This window comes from Citricoccus sp. NR2 (assembly GCF_027594385.1).
Lineage (GTDB): Bacteria > Actinomycetota > Actinomycetes > Actinomycetales > Micrococcaceae > CmP2.
In genome coordinates this window covers 1,153,501-1,173,786 of sequence record NZ_CP115154.1, presented here as the reverse complement: position 1 = coordinate 1,173,786, position 20,286 = coordinate 1,153,501, and the positions used below count along the sequence as shown (strand labels likewise).

Genomic DNA, 20,286 nt, shown 5'->3' with positions numbered 1-20,286 from the left:
CGCAGATCGGCACCGGCAACCCGCCAGTGGGTGTGAAAGTTTCACCAGATGGCCTGACGCTCAGGCGTCGACCGGAACCGTGTTCTTCGCGTCGAAGTCGACCTCGATCTGACGATCAGGACTGGGCTTCGGAACGGTCTCACCGAAAGGCGGCATGGTGTTCAGGTAGTTCAACACGTCTGCCAGCGGCTCAACGTCACCGAATTTGGAGTCGATGTCAAACAAGTTCCACTGCACCACGCCGGGCACACGGTCGCCGATGGCCTCCTTGACCAGAATCGGACGGTACCCGTAAGCCAGGGCATCCTCGGCGGTGTGGCGCACACAACCGGCGGCGGTGCAGCCGGTGATGATCAGGGTGTCGATGTGGTTGGCCGCCAGGAAGAGCTGCAGGTCGGTGCCAGGAAAGGCCGAGGCCCGTCGCTTCTCCAGGACGATATCGTTTCCTTCCGGGGCGATCCGGTCGTCAATCTGCGCCCAATAGGAGTCCGCCGGCAACGATTCAACCGGAATCTTAGAGTGCCACAGGCCCATGTCGTTCGGGACGGAAGAGTCGGTGATCTCGTACACATTGGTGGTGTAGAAGATCGGCACCCCTTTGGCGCGGGCTGCGGTGTTGACCTGCTGGATCGCATCGATCAACCCGTCGACACCACGGCAGGTGAACGGGTGACCCTCACGCGTCCAGGCGTTGGCCATGTCGATGTGCACGATCGCAGGACGGTTGCCGTAGCCGACACGGCGCTTGAAACCACGCTTGTAATACTCCTCGGCGCCAACCTTGAACACCTTCTCTAGCAGAACCTCGAGCTGGGCTTCGAGTTCTTCGCGGGTTTCTTCAACCATGGTTCTTTCCTCCTTGAGCCGCGGAAACGATCCGCCTGTCTGTTGCTGTCCTATCAATGTAGTTTCTTTAACAGCAACACACAAGCCCCTTCTGCGAAATTCGTGATTCGTATCACGACGGAAACAAACCAGTAGCATGGTGGAAGCATTCGCCCCCGACGATTGCACACAGATCGACTGGAGGACGCTCATGACCGAACGCTCCGCCCCCGCACCACAAGGTGCTGCGGCGTCACTGCTGAATGGCCTGAATGTCCTCGAAGCATTCACGCCGGCCCATCCCGTTCTCGGCGTCACAGAGATCTCCGACCGTGTCGGTCTCCACAAGTCCACGGTGTCGCGCATGCTCCAGGGGTTCGCCGAAGCCGGATACGTCCAGCGGGACGAGACGACGGGACGCTACCGCCTCGGGCTGGGACTGCTGGGGCTTGCTGCGCCCTTGCTCGCCGATCTCGATGTCCGCCGCGCCGCGCTGCCGCATCTGGAACACCTCACCGAGGTGACCGGTGAAACTTCAGGACTGTCCCTGTGGAACGGGACCGAGGCCGTGGTGGTCGAGCAGGTCGACAGTCCGCATCAGGTCAAGCACTCCGCCCACATCGGTACCCGGTACAACCGCTGGGCCTCCTCATCGGTGCGCCTCTTTCTCTCCAGCATGGATCTCGATCACGTCCACAGCCTGGTCGAGTCTGGGCACATCATCGTCTCCGAGCAAGACCGTCAAGATGGCGGTTTCGACTCCCCCGAAGAGCACCTACGCCAGGTCCAGAACGACGAACTGGCCATCAATGACGGACAGACCACTTATGAAGAGTTCGGCGTCTCCACAGCAATCCGCGACTACAGGGGTCGGATCGCGGGATGCATCACCGTCTCCGCACCGCGCTCACGCGTTCAACACCTGAAACTCAAGGATCTTCTGATCAGTTCAGTCCGTGACACAGCCAAAGCGGTGTCAGCGCGATTGGGCGACGAAGCGTAAGCGCCGCCTCGAGTTTCCCCCGCGCGCCGCGACACACGCGTTAACACCCATCGTTCTCACGGTCCGGCTCCTCCACAGAGTGCTTCACAGACGTCGATTCTGACCGATTCACGCACTCCTGTGGATACACCCCCGAAGTTGTTTGCGAGCCCTGCCATGGTGGATATATCGCCATCACCCGTGCAGGACATCCTGACTGTTCGGGGCATGGCCTGACGGAGCGGTAAGGACGGTGGGGACCATGGCACTGGCAGCGATCGGCCACACCCCCACCTCCGCGCCCGCCTTCGATCAGCTCTCCCTCGGAGACGTATTCGACCTGGTCCAGGACGGTCTGCGCCACCTCTCTCAACGCATGTCGACGCCCGACGCCCGCCGCGAATTTGCCGTGTTCATCGCCCCAGAGTCCACGCCCGACGACGCGCCGAGCGACCGAGTACCGACCAACCAGGACCCGGTCGACCGGGTTCGTGGGGACGTACGCAACACCCTGCCGTCCCTGCTCCAATCCGCGCAGAGCACCGCGCAGCTCATCGCCGGTGTGCAGGCCCGCCTCGATGGCTTCACTCACGACATGTTTGCCCGCCCGCAGGACCGCGCCGATCTGCTCGGACTCCCCAAGAAGGGCAAGCTCGCCTACCGCGACGCCAGCGAACTCATCCAGGGCGCCACGAACATCTCACGTCACGAGGCGAAGCGCCGCACACAACAGGCACAGGATTTCCGTCCCCACGCCAGCAAGTCCGGCAGCAAGGACACGCCTCCGCCCGGTTCCGGCCGTCTCGCAGGGCTGTTACCCCACGTCGCCTCCGCGTTCGCCCGCTCCCTGATTGCCCCGGCGCGCCTGTCCATCATCACGGCCGCAATCGACAAACTCGAGAAAGTCCTCGCGACGGCGGGGCTGCCGGTAGCCACCCTTCATGATCAGCTGCGCGACGTCGACGAGCGTATGGCTTACCGCGCCAGCGTCGAGTCGCACGATGAATTCCGCTCCTTCGTGAACCATTGGCGTGACAGCGTGCTGCGCCTGATCGCCGACGACGCCGTCACCTCCGCAGAGCATCAGGCCCGCGAAAATCGCAGCCTCGTCTACATGGGACAGTCCGGCGAACTCTTCGACTGGCTGGTCCGCACCACGCGCGAGGGCCACGAAACCCTGATGACCATCAAGTCCGCCAGCTCCAATCCTCGACGGCGGTCCTCCTGCGCCACCGACGAGTCCGAATCAGACAGCACTTCCGACAGCACCGCATCCGCGGAGGAACCCACCGACGACCGGTCCCCCGTTCAGCGCGCCCACGACGGGTTCTTCGGCGTCGTCGAAGCCGGGCTGCGTTCCACCGAGAACAGCCTTCCCGACCAGGGCGGCAGCCGACCCCAGCTGATCGTCTCGGCCGGCATCACCTCCCTGCTGAAGATGGCACACCAGGACGGGCTGCTGGCCGACACCTTCGACCCGCAGCTGCTGAACACCGGGTCCACCGAGGACCTGATGATCTCCGCGGGTTATTCCGGATCCAGCGGCGCCGGCATCATCCGCCGCATGCTCTGCACCGCCGACATCACCCCGGTGGTGCTCGGCACCGACAGTGAGATTCTCGACGTCGGCAAGAAACACCGGCTCTTCACCCCGGCCCAGCGCAAGGCACTGATCGCCCGAGACGGCGGATGCGCCGCACCGGGATGCACGTTCCCCGCTGCCTGGTGCGAGTCCCATCACATTCAACCGTGGTCTCAGGGCGGCAAAACCTCCGTGGATAACGGGGTCCTGCTGTGCAGCCACCATCATCACGCCGTGCATGAGGGCGCCTGGTCCATCCGCGTGTACCGGGGTTCGCCCTGGTTCACCCCGACGGCGAAGCTGAATCTGTTCACCACCGATCGTTCCCCGCGGCGCAACAACTATTGGCGCCCGGACCGAGAATCCCCACCGCCGCCAGACGACGTAGACCCAGCAGACGCGGCCCCAGCCGACATAGACCTGTCCAACGCAGATCCTTCCGACACTGGCTCATCCGAGACGCACCCGATGCCACTAAGCTGACAGCATGGCTGACATATCACCGCGCACCCAACGTTTGTCCGTGCTCGACGACGGCATGAACTTCCACACCCGCAAGTGGGTGAAGCCCGAGGATCTCAACGCTAACGGCACCCTCTTCGGCGGCGCCCTGCTCCGCTGGATCGACGAAGAGGCCGCCATCTACGCCATCCTGCAGATGGGCAACCACCGGGCGGTCACCAAAATGATGTCGGAAATCAACTTCGTCTCCTCCGCAATGCAGGGCGACATGATCGAGATGGGCCTGAAGGCGACCCGCTTCGGCCGCACCTCGGTCACCATGCGCGCCGAGGTTCGCAACATGATCACCCGCCAGCTGATCCTGACCATCGAGAAGATCGTGTTCGTCTCCCTCGACGCCGACGGCAAACCGGTCCCCCACGGTTACACCGACATCACCTACGACCGCGACCGGATGCCCACCCGTCTGCCGAACGCCGAGTCCTGACTGCCCATGGGTCAACAGAACTAGGCGACGGCGTTGGCCGCACGGAACCAGTCAGCGGGCATCGGCCGGTCCAGCTTCCACACGATCTGGATCGGCCGTTCCCCCGTTGCGGAGACCAGGTCAGCGGTGCCCAGGCAGAGGAACGGCTCGGTGCCGATCTCGTCGTTCTTCGAGTGCCGCACGAACAGCAGGGTCGAGGTTCCATTGCTGTTCTTCGTGAGATACCGCTGTCCGGTTTCGCTGTCGCGTCGTGTCTTGCCCTGCGACTCCCAGTGAAACTCTGTCGGGCTGATCGCGTAGTCCCGATACATGGTCGCCGGGCTGAAGTCACGTTCGGACTTCTTGAGGTTGATCAGCAGCGCATCAGTCTGGAAAGTCTCCGAGAAGGCGACGCCCTCGACATGTGATTGGAACGCGCGGTCCCACGAGGAAATCGCCAGGGCTGCCAGAATCTCTTCGCGGCGATAGCGGACGTGCGAGAGCAACGGAATACGTCCACCGAGGCCGGTCGGCCGTGGAACTGTATGCGCCCGATCCATCGCGTACTCGAGCACTTCCCCTGCTTCGGCCACGAACGCTGTGCGCGAGCGTAGCCACTGCAGTCCATCGCTGAATCCGGTCAGCCCCATCCGCGAGTGCTTCTGACCGGCGATGGTGAAGTACAGCATGCGGGCGTAGTCCTGTGACCGCGGCTGCAGCTGCTCATACGGCGTCATGTCCATCAACAGTGACCGATAGGCTTCCGCGCGTTCACGATCGTCCACGTGGAGTAGCTTCCACGCGTCTTCGGATTCCTTGAGAGCCTCAGCTCTTGGGGCACCCTGCGGCTCAGCCTTCGCCCGCAGGGACGTCCATGAGCGCCGATTGCTCGTGCTTCCTCCGTAAACGTCTCGCAGGGTGCGACCCGCCTCGTCGAGATAGGTCTTCAGCCGGTACTCCCAGATGTTCCGATCTCCGGCATGCTCCCGTATATCCTGAGCCAGCTGATTCGCGTTGAGGTTCAGCTGCGCACGCACGTTCTCCAGAATGCGTTCGGTGGAAACGTCGTCGAGCACAATCCGGGACCCGGCGGGCAGGAACGGGAATCCGTTCTCGATGTCTTTCAGTAAGGCGGATCGACCCGAGCCGGTCAGCGCCCGCAGCTTCTGGTCGAACCGGAACTCGCGACGCTGAGCACCGACGAAGTCCAACACCGACAGCACGCTCTTGCCGTGAGTCCGACGCAGCCCGCGGCCGAGCTGTTGCAAAAAGATGGTCGCGGACTGGGTCGGGCGGAGGAAGAGTACCGTGTTCACTTCAGGCACATCGAGTCCCTCGTTGAACACGTCAACGGCGAAAATACATTGAATCGAGCCGGAGCGCAGGTCATCCAGTGCCTGACGACGGTCAGCGCTGGTGGTTTCTCCGACCACGACGGCGCTGGGAATCCCAGCCTCGTTGAAGCGATGGCTCATGAACATTGCGTGATCGACGCTGACACAGAAACCCAGCGCCCGCATCGCGCTCAGGTCGCCCACCTTGTCCTGGAGCTCTCGCACCACCAGACGCACGCGAGCATCGTCACCGGTGTAGAGAGTGCTGAGTTCGCTGACGTCGTACGTTCCATGACGCCAACCGACGCGATCCAGCTGAACGGTGTCAGCGATGCCGAAATAGTGGAACGGCACCAGAATGTCCGCCTCCAAAGCGTCCCACAGCCGCAATTCAGACGCGATGCGTCCGCCGAACAATTCGCGGACATTGAGTCCATCTGCGCGTTCCGGCGTGGCCGTCAGCCCCAACAGCTCGCGCGGTTCCAGATGCTCAAGAAGCCTCCGGTAGGTGGCAGCTGATGCGTGGTGGAATTCGTCGATCACGATGACGTCGAACCGGTCCCGCGCCAAGGCCTCCAACCGTTCGGCACTCAGCGACTGCACCGAGGCGAAGACATGGTCCCATCGTTGCGGGACCTGCCCGTCCACGAGCAGTTCCCCGAACCCGCCATCCGCCAGCACCTCGCGATAGGTCCGTCGGGCCTGCGCCAGAATCTCCTGACGATGCGCCACGAAAAGCAACCGCGGTCGGTGCCCAAGATCAACCTCAAGATTTCGGTAGTCCAGGGCGGCGATCACCGTCTTGCCGGTTCCGGTGGCCGCGACCAGAAGATTCCTGTGCCGATCGTGAATGGACCGTTCTGCGGCCAAGTCTTCGAGCATGATCGTCTGGTGCGGGTACGGGCGCACTTCCAGACCGGAGACGTCGATCGTCGTCCCGGATTGCCTTGCCGCGCTGCGGCCCAAGGCGCGATCGAGACGCTCACTGTCCGTGTCCGGATCGAACCTTTCGAATCCTGGATCCGCCCAGTAGGTGGCGAAAGTGGCCTCGAATTTCCGCAACAGTTCCGGAGTGCTGATGGCGGAGAGCCGGACGTTCCATTCCAGTCCGTCGAGCAGTGCGGATTTCGAGAGGTTGGACGAGCCGACGTAGGCCGTTGAGAATCCGGACTCACGGTGGAAGAGCCAGGCTTTGGCGTGCAACCGCGTCGAGTTCGTCTCGTAGTTGACCTTCACCTCGCCGCCGAATTCTCGCACGATGCGCTCGAGCGCCTGTCGCTCAGTGGCGCCGATATAGGTGGTCGTGATCACGCGGAAAGGAATCTTGCGGCGAGCCAGCTCGCGCAGCGGCTCCGCCAGCGTCGTCAGCCCATGCCACTTAACAAAAGCACAGAGCAGGTCAACCCGGTCCGCGCTGGCGAGCTCCGCGCTCAATTCGCTCCCCAAGCTCGGCTCATCACGGGCGTTGGTGATCAGCGCGGCTTGCGTGAAGGGCGTCTGTGGCCGAGGCAGAGCGTGCACGACCGTTGTGGGAGCGACTTGGGTCAGTTCCTGTAGTCCGTCGGAGTCGTCGGGGACGTCAACCTCAAAATCCTCACCGAGCAATCCGATAATGCGGTGTGCCAGGGCCAGTCGATCCTCCGGCTCCTTGAGCGAGACCAGCGCGCGGTCGATGAGTGTTCCAAGGTGACGCCCGAGTGTAAGAGCGTCTTCTCCCTCAGGCACCTTGGCCTGGGCCGTCTCCCAGTGGGCCTGGTCGATCGCAGCCCGCAACCGCCGCGTCAGCAACGATTCATAGACACCCGGGTAAAACTCCACCTGCTCATCATAAGTTGACGGCGCAGCCAAAATCAGCCGTTACAGAACAGGCACCGGCTACGGGTAGGGCAGCGGGTGGTCGACCAGTTCGTAGTAGCCCGGTTCCGGGGTGGTGAGTTGCTCGCGCGTGGTGCGTAGCCAACCGGCCAGGTGGTGGATCTCCTCCGACTCGTAATCCGGGTAGTCCTGTGCGAACTGCTCCGGGTCCTCCAGAGCCAGTACCTTCTGCTGGTATCCGCCCGGACCGCCTGCGTCCTCGGGCGGGCAGTCGCCGTCGACGCTGAGCAGTTCGGCCTCCTCGCCGGCCACACGCGTCCCCACCGGGCTGATGCGCATCTCCCAATTGTCGCCGTAGTCGTAGGTCAGCAGCAGCGCTGGACCATCGGCACGCAGCACGTCCCCGACGTGCATCTCCGCAGCCAGGGGACCATCGGAGTCCTCAGCGATCCCCTCGGAGGAGTGCGCTACCAACTGACTGCGATCGGCGACGTCGAGCTGCCACAGGTGGGTGAGCTCCCAGCCGAACATCACCAGGATGGTTTCGACGGCGGAGTGCAGGTTCGCCTCCAGTGGCACCGACATTCGTCGGCTCACCGTTTCGTGAAGCCCCTCCAGCTCGATGGTGAACTCGATGTGCTCGACGTCGTCGCGCTCTTCCTCATCCACGGTGTTCTCTTCCATCAGCTGGCGCAGCAGCTCCTCCGGCGAGGTGGCGGCAGCGCTGATCAGGCTATCCGCGTAGTCCTGGGCGGATTCGTAGTCGGTGGTGGGACTGACGCGGTCCACCGGGGAGCCGTCGGGGGCGTATCCGGCAACGTATCCGGAGCGCAGCATCCACGCCAGCACGGCGGTCTCCACCCAGAAGCGGCGCCATTCGTGGCTGGCGCCCACCAAGTGCTCACATGGCTCGGCGACGACGGCGCGCTTGTCAGCGATGCGGATGAGTCCGGTGTCCCGCAGTGCGGCCCAGGCTTCGTCCACCAGCGGCAGGTCGCCGGCGCGCAGCACGGGAGCGTCGTCGTCGTCCGGGTCGCGTCCGACGTCGTCAACGTTGTCCGGCTCCCCTTGGAGCTCTCGGATCCAGGGCGATTCGGCGGCGAGACGGCGCAGCTCGGCCACGGGGAGCCGTCCGGTGGCCGTTGCGGAAACCGGCTGCTCGGAGACGAAGCAGAACACCTCGAGGGCGACCGTGGTGAGCGGATACTCCGCGTGCAGCACCGGCAGCAGGTCGGCGGCACCCGGCACCAGCCCGTGGGTCACGGCGGCCAGGGTGCCCAGGGCGCGGGCCTGGGCGATCTGGGTGAAGGGCAGCTGCAGCGGCACCTCCAGGTGCACCAGCACCTGCTGTTCCAGGGGGGTGAGCTGTTCGCCGTCGGACGCCTTGAGCAGCACGTCGATCTCGGCCGCGCTGTGCAGCAGCGGGATGCCGAAGGGCTCGACCCGCACCCGCAGCGGGGAGCCGTTCTCGCCGTCGGCGTCGTCGTCGTGATGGTGGTCAAGGGTGATCCGCGCCCGCCAGCCGCGGGCCGGGTCGATTTCGGCGTAGAGCTCCGTGTCTCGGCGGAACAGCTGGGCGAACTGCAGGCCGTTCAGGTCGTGGACGGCGTCCTCGTTGGAGGTCTCGCGCCAGGCGGCGGCCACCCCGAAACACACCGGATCCTTGCCTTCGCGGGTGAGCAGCGCGGCGGGCTGGGGCTCAAGACCGGCGGCGGCCCACAGCACGTACATCACGTGCTCGGCGGGTAGCGAGACGTCCAAGCGCACGCGCACGGTGAGCGGTCGCTCCATGCCGGTGGTGGCCAGTTGCACCGTGCGCACCGTTTCGGCGGGCACTAGTTCCGGGAGCAGCTCGTCGTCCAGCTCGGCCTCCCAGGGCTCTCGCTCGTCTCCGGTCGTCATCGGTGGCCCCCTTCTGGTCGGCCCCGGCCGCCCCATCGCCACCGGAGCTTTGTCCCAGCGTAGCGCCACGGACGGGCAATGTCAGCGGCTGGATTCTCGTGCAGAACCGATACGCTGAGGCGATGATGCTCCTCGTCTCGCTGCTCGGGCTGGCGCTGCTGGACTCGACGACGGTCGGCACCCTGCTCATCCCGCTGTGGCTGCTGATCGCCGCAGTGGCTCCGCGCCGGATTCTGGGGTACCTGGGCGCGGTGGCGGGCGCGTATTTCCTCATCGGACTGGCGCTGCAGCTGGGCTTCGGTGCGGTGCTCGAGGCGTATCGCGATGCGCTGACGTCCGTCCTCTCCTACCAGGTGCAGCTGGTCCTGGGCGTGCTGCTGGTGCTCACCGCACTGGTGTTGTGGTTGCGCGCACGACGGCGAACGGGGCAACCCGCCGCACCAGAGCAACCCGGCTGGGTGGGTGCCCGGCTCGTGCGCGTGCGCGCGCGCATCGCTGAGGGCTCGACGACGACGATGCTCTCCCTCGCCCTGGCCGCGGTGGCCCTGGAGGTAGCGACGATGTTCCCGTACCTGGGCGCGATCGGGCTGATGACCCAGCATGGCCCCGGGTTCCCGGCGACGGTGCTGCTGCTGGCCGGCTACTGCGTCGTGATGGTGCTCCCGGCCGCCGCACTCGTGGGCGCCCGCGCGCGATGGGGCACCGAATTCGATGAGCCGCTGCGCTGGATCGAGGAGCAAGCCGGGTCGAGTACGGCGCGGTCGGCCAGCCGGTGGTTGCTGGCCGCGTTCGGGGTGGTGCTCGCGGTCAACTCCGCCTACACCTTGTGGGGGTGAGCTACCCGCCGGAAGAGTCAGCCGCCGGGTGAGTCAGACGTTAGGTGAATGACTGGCCGGGTGTGCCCGCTGCGCGCGCAGCAGCTCGTTGGCCCGGTGGGCGACGTCGCGATCGCGCTGGGCGAGGGTGTCCACCAATCGCTGCACGTACCGCACCCGAGATTCCCAGTCCTCGCCACTTTGTTCGGCGCGCGGCAGATCCTCCAGGTGCTGCACCTCGCGCCACGCGGTGACCAGGGAGGATTCATAGAGCCGCTGATCAGCTACCGCGGCGTCGCCAGACTCCCCACCCAGCACGGCGACCATGTCGAGCCGAGACAGGTCCAGCCCCAGGGCCAGCCGGTCCAGCTGGGCGCGCAGGTCCTTCAGCTGCGCTCGGGAGGCGCGGGTTCCGGCACGCCGTCGTCCACTCTCGACGACGGCGACGCCCGCCAACACCAGCGTCTGCGCCCCGGCCCAGAACGCCAGCGCCACCGTCCAGAAGATCCCGGAGGTGTTCTCGGGGCCGGTCTCCTGGTGGTTGTACTCCATGATCCGCCCGAGCTTCTGCAGCTCGTACGGCACCAGATCAGCAGCGGTGAGGTCCGCGCGTTCGGCAGGCACCGCACGCCGGAAGGGCTCGGTGTAGGTGAAGGAGTAGGTGCCCAGCCGGGAATCCACCCCGGCGCTGATCTCCCCGGTCAGCGTGCCGCCGATCGCCCAGGCGCCGTCGGGGAAGATCCAGATCGGCATCACCGCCTGGCCCTGCACCACCTCGCCGGTCACTGGATCCAGCAGCTCGGGATACTCGACGGCGACGTCGGTCTTGATCTGCTGGTAGGCCTCCAGCATGTCCCAGTAGTCGATCTCCACGCGGCCCTCGCCGGCGGCCCGGCGCTCGGGGTTCTCCTCGATGTCGGTGTAGTCGGCGTAGTCGTCGATGGGCAGCACCGCCACGATCAGGTCCAGCTGTTCGGGGAGCAGGGCGGCGTCGTCGGAGGAGCGCAGCGAGCGGTCCATCGCGTAGCGCACGTAGTCCAGCGTGATCTCGGGCGTGCGCAGCGGGCTGCCCTCGGGCTCCTCGTCGGCGGCCGGCACCAGATCTAGATCGCCGTAGATACTCAGGCTGTGCAGGGGCTGGTCCCCCACCAGGGTGCGCCCGTAGCGGGTGTTGGTATCGGCATCGGCGACGGCGATCCACCCGGCGATGAGCCCCACCGCCAACGGCGCCACGATGCCCACCCCGATGCCGACTTTCGCCGTGGGGCTGACCGGTTTGGTCACGCGGGCGCGCGCAGGGGTGGCGTCCGCACGCAGCGCCCCGAATCCGGTTTCGCGCACCGTTAGCACCCGCTCCAGCGCCTTCAGCGGGCCCGGGGTGGCCAGGCCGAGCAGCGTGCGCAACCGGGTGAGCGACTCGGTTTCGCCCACCGTCATCGCGCGCAGCCGTTCTGCGCTGCGTTCCTCGGCGGCCGCGCGCAGTTCTTCTTCGGTGGGAATGTTCTGTCCAGTGTTTCTGCTGTTCCGGCCAGCCCGCTCCAGGCGCCTGGCCGTGTCAATCAGCCGGGCCTCGACATCGTTCCACCGGCTCAGCAGCTCGGCGTGGCGCTCCACGAGTCCGGCGGCTTCGGCGTCGTCGTCTCGTTCTGCGTCGTTTGGCTCAGGGCCTTCGTCATTCGCCGTCGCGGCCTCCCCCAGCAAACCCAGCAGCTCGCCGCGTAGCTCGCGCAGGTCACGCGATTCAGACACATCCGCGTGGCCCAGCACGTCATCCACCGCCTGCACCACGGGTGCGGCCAGCTGGTCCAGCACGGTACGCGATCCGGCGTGACCCGCGTGCAGTTCAGCCGCCGCGGCCACCGCATCCGCCCGCCGGTGCAACTCCAGCGTGTCCGCCTCAAACTTCGCCAGCGCCTCCTCGTCCTCGGGTTTCAGCACGGCCCACTGCCCCAGGTCGCGCTCGACCCGGGCCAACTCCATACTGCGACGCCGCACCCCGCGCCACTGGTTCCGCAGGCTGCGATCCCCCGCCGCCGACACCCGCGCCTCGAGCGCATCCACCTCCAGCACCGAACGCGCCAGCCGCAGCCGACCCGCGTCGAAACGGCGCTTGCGCTCCCGTTCGGCCCGACGATCGCGCAACCACAGGTACATCACTCCGCAGGCGGCGAACAGTGGCAGCGCGGTGAGCGATCCCCAAAACAGCGCCGACCGGTTCCCGTCGTCCACGTACATATCCGCCGCCGTCGACGCCGCGCCCACCACCGCGCTCGGCCCGTGCCCCAGAGTGCGGTTGTTGATGAACGTGGCCCGAATCTCGGTGGCAGCCCGGTAGTGATCGCCGGAATCTTCGCCATCGAACGCCACCCGGGTGAAGTCGCTGAGACTCAGATCCGGATCGTCGACGTCGTCGCCCATCGACAGCAGCACATCCGCCTCGCCGATCTCGCCGCGATAGTGCTCGGCCCAGTCCAGATCGCGCTCCACCACGTGCAAGGTGAAGGGCTCGTACACGCGCAGTCCCCGCTGTTCGGCAGCGTACTCCACCGATTCCTGAGTGATTCCGTACGGCAGACCGTCATCGATGACGAACTCGACGCGGTGCTCCGGTTCCGCGGTGACCTGTCCATACCCGACGACGCCGAAGCCCACCGCAAGCCCCGCCAGCGCCAGGGCGCCCCAGGCCGAGCGCCAGAGGGCGCGCAGCTGTTTGCGTTTCGGTGGAGCAGCAGGGTCAGCCATGCCTCACATCATAAGACGCCGCCGCACCCCGGCATCCCACCACAGAGCAGGACTCAGAAACAGTGCCGCGCCGTCGTCGGTGTCAGCATCAGGCGAAGGCGGACTTTCCGGTCAGGTCACGGCCGATGAGCAGCGCCTGCACCGATTCGGTGCCCTCGTAGGTGGTGATCGCCTCGATATCGGCCATGTGGCGGATGACCCCGTGCTCGAGGAGGATGCCGTTGCCGCCCATCAGGTCACGGGCCTCAACGGCGATGCGACGGGCCAGCCGGGTGTTGTTGTACTTCGCCAGCGAGGCTTGGGTCGGGCGCAGCTTTCCGGCGGCTTCTAGCTCCGCCAGCTGTGCGCAGTAGAGCTGCATGGTGGTCAATTCGGAGAGCATCCGGGTGAGCCGCTCCTGCACCAGCTGGTGCTGCGACAGGTACTTACCGAACTGTTTGCGCTGGTTCGCGTAGCTCAGCGCGGCCTCGAAGCAACCGGTGGCGTGGCCCAGGGCGGACCAGGCGACGCCGAGCCGCGTGGCGTAGAGCACCGTGGAGGCGTCCTTGAAGGTGTGGGTGCCCGGCAGCACGGCGTCGGCGGGCAGGCTGACGTCGGTCAAGGTGATGTAGGCCTGGTCGATAGCACGCAGCGAGGCTTTTCCGGGGATGACCTCACCGTGGTAGCCGGCGGTCTCCTGCGGGACGGCGAAGCAGCGCACACCACCGTGATCCTCGGCCCCTTCCGAGTCCACGCGCGCCCACACGAAGGTAACCCCGCCGGCCGCACCATTGCCGATCCACTTCTTGGTCCCGTTGAGCACCCAGGAGCCGTCCGTCTGACGGGTGGCCTGGGTTTCCAGCCCTGCCGAATCGGAGCCGTGGTCGGGTTCGGTGAGCGCGAAGGCACCCGGCATCGTTCCCGCGGCCAACGGTTTCACGTAACGGTTTTGCTGCTCGTCAGAGCCGAACAGGGCCACGGTGCGCAGCGCCAGCCCGCCCTGCACGGCCAGCACGGTGCCCAGCGAACCGTCGATCCGGGAGAGCTCCATGTTCACCAATCCGGCCGCCAGCGGCGAGAGCAGCTCGACGTCGGGATGCTCGACGCCGTCGCCCAACAGCCCGGCCGCGCCGAGCCCCTCCACCACCTGCAGCGGGTAGCGGTACTCGTCCCAAGCCTGGGTGAGCTCCGCCTGCACCGATTCCCCGTACGCGCGGGCGCGCTGCCAGACCTCACGGTCGGCCGCCGGGATGTCGGCGAACACCTCGTAGTAGTCGATGTCGAGGGCATCGGTGACGCGGTATGCGGGTTCGAGGTGGCCGGGCAGGCCGGAGGGAGTGTTCTGAGTCATACCTCATACTCTACGTCCCGGTAACCTCCGTGCCAAGAGGACGAACCGGCGTTCCGTTGCCATCAAGTTGCATGCCACGCGCCTCGTGCCCGTCGCCGCAGACACCTGCATCAGGACAGCTGACCGCCTCATCTCAGAGCTGAATTACTCACTCTGGAGTGAGTGGGGTGTGATGGGGCACACTGGGAGCATGACTCTTCTTGATTCCTCCCTCTGGTCCGACAAGATCTTCACCGGCAGCTGGACGGCTGGCTCGGCTGACTCGATCGACATCCTCAACCCTGCTGATGGCACCGTGCTGGGGCGCAGCGGCATGGCCTCCGCCGACGACATGCGCGACGCCGCCCGGACAGCTGCAGCCGCCCAGAAGGACTGGGCGCGCACCAAGCCCGCCGAGCGTGCCGCAGTGCTGCGCCGGGCCGGTCAGATCTTCGAAGACCATCAGGCCGAACTCATCGACTGGGTACAGCGCGAAACCGGCGCGATCCCCGCGAAGGCCGGCCTGGAGATCCATGTGGCCGCCAACGAGTGCTTTGACGCCGCAGCCCTCCCCCACCATGCGATGGGCGAGGTGCTGACCTCGGACGAGGACCACTGGTCGTTCGCCCGCCGGCTGCCCGTCGGCGTCGTCGGCGTGATCTCGCCGTTCAACTTTCCGCTGATCCTCTCGATCCGTTCCGTGGTGCCCGCCCTCGCGCTGGGCAACGCGGTGGTGCTGAAGCCAGATCCACGTACCCCGGTCTCCGGCGGCGTGATGATCGCCCGTGCCCTGGAAGCGGCCGGACTGCCGGCCGGGGTGTTCCAGATGCTGCCCGGCGGCGCCGAGGCCGGTGCCGTGCTGACGGAAGCACCGGAAATTTCTGTCGTCTCCTTCACGGGCTCGACGGCGGCGGGCCGCAAGGTCGGCGAGGCCGCGGGCCGGAACCTGAAGCGGGTGCACCTGGAGCTCGGCGGCAACAACGCCACCGTGGTGCTGCCCGGGGCCGACGTCGCGAAAGCCGCTTCTGCCGGCGCCTTCGGTTCGTTTCTGCACCAGGGCCAGGTGTGCATGACCACCGGGCGCCACCTGGTGCACGAATCCCTGGCAGATGAGTACGTCAGCGCGCTGAAAGAGAAGGCCGAGCACCTGCCCGTGGGCGATCCGACGCACGACAACATCGCGCTCGGACCGATCATCGACGAGAAGCAACGCGACAACATCGACCGCATCGTCCGCGAGGCCAAAGACGCCGGGGCGAACATCGTGGCCGGCGGCACCTACGAGAACCTGTTCTACGCGCCCACCGTGATCACGGACTTGACTGAGAACAACCCGGCCTGGTCGGAGGAGATCTTCGGGCCCGTCGCCCCGGTGCGCACCTTCGCCACCGTGGAGGAGGCGGCGGAGATCGTGAACTCTTCGGAGTACGGTCTTTCGGTGGGGATTCTCGGCGACGTCGGCGAGGCCATGAAGCTGGCGGATCTGGTGCGCTCGGGCAAGGTGCACATCAACGAGCAGACCGTCTCCGATGAGTCCAACGCGCCCTTCGGCGGGTTCGGGGATTCCGGCAATGGCTCCCGCTTCGGCGGGTACAGCGCGAACATCGAGGCGTTCACCGAGATCCAATGGCTCACCATGCGCTCGGAGATCGCGCCCTACCCGTTCTGATCGTCACGGTCCGTCGTCGGTTACCTGCCCCGCCTCGGCATGAAATGCTTGGACTCGCTGAGGCGAGGCTACAACCGCAAAACATATTCGTCATCTAGGTTCGTGCTATTGCACCCACCCTGACACGGTGAAACCATCGAAGCATGGTAGCTCCACTGAAGGACCTCCGTGCTCTTAGAGATGAATTGATAGCCCGCGAATGGGTCATAACCTGCTTCGAATTCAAGTACAAGAAGCACACGTATTTTGTTCTGGTTGAAAGATACGTACCCAAAGAACGTGCACCGGCCTACGCCCTGGTGCAGATGACTTTCATCGACAGCATGGACCGCAACAGAATCCTTGCAACATCAGCGAATTCAGTCCGAATCAGAGCCAGTGCAACAGAAATTCGTGAGTACTTTGGCATCGATTGGGCACCCAATCTCCGCGAGTTTATCGACCAGTTTCACGAGCATCTCGGCCTGTTCGTTCCTTCCCAGATTCCTCAGAGAATTTCTCCACAAGAACAGTCAGTGGTGCTTCGTCAACTGGACCAGCGAGCCGATGAGAATGAAGGAAAGGTTCACTGCTTCGGAGTACGGCGAAATCCGAATCGAGCGGATGGCAGCCTTGGGCAGCGATCGCTATTCAACTCGCAGAAGACCGAAATGCTACGCCCCGAGCTATACGCACGCCTAAAGAACGATAAAAATATCAGCTTCCTCTACTCTGTTAACCCAGCGGATGGCCAATCGGACGCGGAGATACTCAGCCGTTTCAGCGGCATGTAAATCAGCGATCCGACTCTGAGGTTCCCTCGGTTTCTAGGACGAGGCATGCCCATCATTAGTGCTCATCTCGCGATCGCGCCCTACCCCGTTCTGATCGTCGCGGCTCCACTGCCGCTGTCGTTCCCGTTGGCCGTGGGTGATCCGGCGCAGATCCGGCTCGGAGTCGAACCCTGAGCCGAGTGCGCCGGCCACGGTGCCCATCGCAGCAGACAACCAGGCAATGTCGAGATAGTTGCTGAAGTGGGCCTCCTCGCCGAGGATGTCGGACATGAACCCGGGGTCGATCACAATCAGCGCGCCACCCAGAATCAGCACCACCAGCACCGCGTAAAGCGCGAGCATGCATAGTGCCAGAGTCAGCACGGTGGAGAGGTTGTAGTAGAGCACCACCCGCGAGAGGCTCTCCTGCTTCGGTCGATCCCACAGCCCGTTACTCAGAATCAGCCAGGCACCCATCGCCGTCATGGCAGTCACCCCGATGAGCAGCAGCCGGCTGGTGGTCAGTGCGTCCGACATCTGCCAGATCGAGTGGTAGAAGATACCGAAAGCTCCAGTGGCGGAAGCGGCAGCCAACGCGTGAGACAGCTTCGGCACAGTGCGCCAAGGGTCGTTGGCCATGGTCATCCCGGCCACGGTGCGTGGGGCGCCCGTGAACGTGTGCGCATGCAGGGCGTAGCTGACGTCGCGCTGCGACCACTGGCTCCAGCGCAAGGTGTATCGCTTCGGCGTCGGCACAGTCACCCCCGGGGCCACCCGCAGCACGGCGTCGACCATCACCCGCAGCAGCCGCCTCTTGGTCATCCAGGCGCCGAAAGTCGGGCACGACAGCACCGCAAGCTGCTGATCAGGGAAGATCTCGGCCATCAGCGGTTTGCCCTCACTGTGCCGCGGAATCTCGGTGAGCAGCAGGATGACGTCGACGTGCTCGTACTCCTCGGCGATGGCGCGGGCATCACGGTACTCCAGGACATTGTCGGGGTCGATCCGGATCATCTCCGTATGGAACGAGACCCGCACGGTGCGCTGCAGTAACTTCGTCAGATCCGTTTCAAACCGCTCGCGCACGGCTCGCGCCCGTCGGGTGGGCAGGCCCGGGTCGGCCACCATCAACACGTGGAGGCTCACCGAATCGGTCGAATTTCCCATGGGCCCCCACCCTAGTAGCGCCGTCGCAAAGCCCACAAGGAGAGATACACGGTCATTTAGGCTGAGCGGGTGACGACTCACGACGACGCCTCCGCGCACCGCCGCCCACCGCTGGCGATTTCTCTCGCCGCGCTCACCTCGAGTGTGGACCGGTTCGGCATCTCTCCGCTGCTGATGTTCATCGCCGTCGATTTCGGGGTGTCGCTGGCCGGTTCCGTCGCCGTCGCCTCGGTCTATTTCCTCTGCTACGGGCTCAGCCAACCGGTGTGGGGCATCCTTTCGGACGCACTCGGCCGACTTCCCGTCATGCGGATCGCCCTGATCGGGTCCGTGCTTGGCTCGCTGGCGTCTCTGCTGGCACCGGAGCTGCTCAGCCTCACCCTGGCCCGCGCTGTCACCGGGGCGTTCTTCGGTGCCGTCGTGCCCGCCTCGATCACCTACGTGGGCGACACGTCGACGCCGCGGCACCGGCAGTCCGCGCTATCGGATCTGATGGCCGCCATTGCCGTGGGCACCGCGCTGGCCACCGCCGCAGCCGGACTGGTGGGCCAGTGGCTGGATTGGCGCGTGATGTTCGCCGTCTCCGCAGGTCTGGCCCTGCTCAGCCTGATTCCCCTGTTTCGCCTGCCCGAACCCGAGCGCGAAACCGGGGTGTCCATCCTCCGCGGCATGTCTTTGTTCTTCCGCGAGCGGTGGGCGCTGCTGGTCGTGGGCCTGGCGTTCGTGGAGGGCGCCCTGGTGCTGGGACTGCTGACCCTACTTGCCCCCGCGCTGGAGCATCAGGGGGTCTCCCCCGGCGCGGCCGGGCTGTCGGTGGCGGCCTACGGTGTGGCCACCATCCTGGTCAGCCGTGGGGTGCGGCCCCTCACTGCACGCTGGTCTTCAGCACGTATCATCGCCCTCGGCGGGACGTGTCTGACCCTGGGGCTGGGCATCGTGGCGCTGCATCAGTCGGTGCCCACCGTGATCGTGGCCGCTCTGCTGTTGGGCGCCACCTGGGCGCTGATGCACACCTCGCTGCAGGCCTGGGTCACCGAGGTGGTCCCGTCAGCGCGCGGGCTGTCGGTCGCGTTCTTCGCCGGGTGCCTTTTCGCTGGCAGTGCGGCCGGATCCGGGCTGGCCGGCCCGCTGGCCGAGGCCGGGCACTGGGGCCTGCTGTTCGGTGTGGCCGCCGTCGTCGCGCTGGCGCTCACCGTCGTCGCCGCGGCCACCCGCTCCCGCTACCAGTATGGCTGAGCAGCCACCTCTTATTTTTGGAACGCGATGATCCGTTCAATTCCGGCGGCCACGGCGTCATAGCCTGCCGCGAAGGAGATCCGCACGTATTCGTTGCCGCGTGCGGTGTCGAAATCATCGCCCGGGGTCAGTGCCACATGAGCCTCCTCGAGCAGCGCCCGGCAGTAGGCACCCGAGCTACCGAACCGGTCCAGCATGTCCTGCGGGATCCGCGCGTAGAAGTAGAACGCCCCGTCCGCCGGTGCCGCGTCGGTCCAGCGCAGAGACCCCTGATGCTCCAGCATCAACGAGCGGGTGCGCGCAAATTCCTGCACCTGCGCGTCGCATTCGGCGTAGGCCTCAGGGCTGAACGCCTCGATCGCCGCGTACTGCGCCGCCGCGGGCGGGCACAGCGACACCGATCCGCTCAACGCGTTGACGGCTGGGGCCAGATCATCGGGCATGAGCATCCATCCGACCCTCCAGCCCGGCATGCCCCAGTATTTGGAGAAGGAACTGATCACGATGGCGTCGCGGCCGAATTCCCAGGCGCTGTGGCCGCGCCCCTCCCCGGCGTAGGTGATGCCGTGGTAGATCTCATCCGACACCAACCGCACCCCGCGTGCGGAGGTCCATTCGGTGAGCTCGCGCAGGTTCTCGGCCGTGATCATGGTGCCGGTCGGATTGTTCGGCGAAGCCACCACCACGCCCGCCAGTTCTCCATGCTCTTCGACGGCGCGATCCAGCATCGCACCGGTCAGCTGGAATCCGGTCTCCGCGCCCGCGTCGACTTCCACCACGTCACAGCCCAGCGCGGTGAGGATGTTCCGGTACGCGGCGTATCCCGGGCGCGCCACCGCCACCCGATCACCCACATCGAACGCAGCCAGGAATGCCGCGACGAAGGCGCCGGAAGAGCCGGTGGTCACCGCCACGTGCTCGGCTCGCACCCCGGCACCCGAGTCATCGAATCCGTACCAGCCGCGGTAGTGTCCGGCGATCGCCTCGCGCAGACCCTGCACGCCCAGCACCGGGGTGTAGTTCAGCGCCCCTCCGGCACCGTGGACAGCCGCAGCGCGTTCGTTGACCGGGGTCGGCGCGCCACCGCCCGGCTCACCCGCGCACAGCGAGACCACGTTGTGGCCCTCCGCTCGCAGCTCGGCCACCCGTCCGAGAATATCCATCACCTGAAACGGAGGCACCTGCGAGCGCCGCGAGGGTCGAAACGATGAACCAGTCATGTCCCGAT

General features: G+C 65.6%; 14 protein-coding genes. 7 read left to right on the top strand and 7 right to left on the bottom strand.

All coding sequences use genetic code 11. The features are described from left to right. Nucleotides 1-60: 60 nt before the first annotated feature. Nucleotides 61-846 (bottom strand): isochorismatase family protein, encoded by a 786-nt coding sequence (locus O1A05_RS05460; protein WP_270107038.1) that lies wholly within the window; start codon nucleotides 844-846, stop codon nucleotides 61-63. 190 nt (nucleotides 847-1,036) lie between these two features. Here O1A05_RS05460 and O1A05_RS05455 point away from each other — a divergent pair, with 190 nt between their 5' ends. The 3 genes from O1A05_RS05455 (at nucleotide 1,037) to O1A05_RS05445 (ending at nucleotide 4,338) form a co-directional block, all read left to right on the top strand. Continuing rightward, a complete protein-coding gene (locus tag O1A05_RS05455; protein ID WP_270107037.1) occupies nucleotides 1,037-1,828 on the top strand; it encodes an IclR family transcriptional regulator in 792 nt (263 codons plus the stop codon). Between the two features lie 241 nt (nucleotides 1,829-2,069). Then, entirely contained in the window at nucleotides 2,070-3,872 is a 1,803-nt protein-coding gene (locus O1A05_RS05450; protein WP_270107036.1) for an HNH endonuclease signature motif containing protein, read from the top strand. Nucleotides 3,873-3,876: 4 nt separating this feature from the next. Then, nucleotides 3,877-4,338, top strand: a complete 462-nt coding sequence (locus O1A05_RS05445) for an acyl-CoA thioesterase (RefSeq protein ID WP_431521119.1) — start codon at nucleotides 3,877-3,879, stop codon at nucleotides 4,336-4,338. A 20-nt stretch (nucleotides 4,339-4,358) separates the two neighbouring features. Here O1A05_RS05445 and O1A05_RS05440 read toward each other — a convergent pair whose 3' ends face one another. Next, nucleotides 4,359-7,469 carry a DUF3427 domain-containing protein gene (locus O1A05_RS05440; protein ID WP_270107035.1) on the bottom strand — a complete coding sequence of 1,037 codons (3,111 nt, stop codon included), beginning with the start codon at nucleotides 7,467-7,469 and terminating at the stop codon, nucleotides 4,359-4,361. Between the two features lie 57 nt (nucleotides 7,470-7,526). Next, nucleotides 7,527-9,368 carry an IS1096 element passenger TnpR family protein gene (locus O1A05_RS05435; protein WP_270107034.1) on the bottom strand — a complete coding sequence of 614 codons (1,842 nt, stop codon included), beginning with the start codon at nucleotides 9,366-9,368 and terminating at the stop codon, nucleotides 7,527-7,529. A 122-nt stretch (nucleotides 9,369-9,490) separates the two neighbouring features. Here O1A05_RS05435 and O1A05_RS05430 point away from each other — a divergent pair, with 122 nt between their 5' ends. After that, a complete protein-coding gene (locus O1A05_RS05430; protein ID WP_270107033.1) occupies nucleotides 9,491-10,204 on the top strand; it encodes a GAP family protein in 714 nt (237 codons plus the stop codon). A 33-nt stretch (nucleotides 10,205-10,237) separates the two neighbouring features. Here the strand turns inward: O1A05_RS05430 and O1A05_RS05425 are convergent, their stop codons facing one another. Together O1A05_RS05425 and O1A05_RS05420 are read right to left on the bottom strand one after the other, a co-directional pair. Continuing rightward, the gene (locus O1A05_RS05425; protein ID WP_270107032.1) at nucleotides 10,238-12,925 is read right to left on the bottom strand and encodes a hypothetical protein; all 2,688 of its coding nucleotides are present in this window, start codon (nucleotides 12,923-12,925) and stop codon (nucleotides 10,238-10,240) included. An 88-nt stretch (nucleotides 12,926-13,013) separates the two neighbouring features. Continuing rightward, nucleotides 13,014-14,255: an acyl-CoA dehydrogenase family protein gene (locus O1A05_RS05420; protein WP_270107031.1), complete on the bottom strand. Its 1,242-nt coding sequence runs from the start codon at nucleotides 14,253-14,255 to the stop codon at nucleotides 13,014-13,016. Nucleotides 14,256-14,445: 190 nt separating this feature from the next. Between O1A05_RS05420 and O1A05_RS05415 the strand changes: the two genes are divergently transcribed. Continuing rightward, nucleotides 14,446-15,903, top strand: a complete 1,458-nt coding sequence (locus O1A05_RS05415; RefSeq protein WP_270107030.1) for a benzaldehyde dehydrogenase — start codon at nucleotides 14,446-14,448, stop codon at nucleotides 15,901-15,903. 143 nt (nucleotides 15,904-16,046) lie between these two features. Beyond that, a complete protein-coding gene (locus O1A05_RS05410) occupies nucleotides 16,047-16,676 on the top strand; it encodes a DUF6037 family protein (protein ID WP_270107029.1) in 630 nt (209 codons plus the stop codon). Between the two features lie 33 nt (nucleotides 16,677-16,709). On the opposite strand, the gene O1A05_RS05405 is transcribed toward O1A05_RS05410, so the two are convergent. Then, nucleotides 16,710-17,822, bottom strand: coding sequence for a hypothetical protein (locus O1A05_RS05405; RefSeq protein WP_270107028.1), 1,113 nt, complete (start codon nucleotides 17,820-17,822; stop codon nucleotides 16,710-16,712). Between the two features lie 69 nt (nucleotides 17,823-17,891). Here O1A05_RS05405 and O1A05_RS05400 point away from each other — a divergent pair, with 69 nt between their 5' ends. Next, a complete protein-coding gene (locus O1A05_RS05400) occupies nucleotides 17,892-19,058 on the top strand; it encodes an MFS transporter (RefSeq protein ID WP_270107027.1) in 1,167 nt (388 codons plus the stop codon). An 11-nt stretch (nucleotides 19,059-19,069) separates the two neighbouring features. Here the strand turns inward: O1A05_RS05400 and O1A05_RS05395 are convergent, their stop codons facing one another. Then, nucleotides 19,070-20,278, bottom strand: a complete 1,209-nt coding sequence (locus O1A05_RS05395) for an aminotransferase class I/II-fold pyridoxal phosphate-dependent enzyme (RefSeq protein WP_270107026.1) — start codon at nucleotides 20,276-20,278, stop codon at nucleotides 19,070-19,072. Between the last annotated feature and the right edge of the window lie 8 nt (nucleotides 20,279-20,286).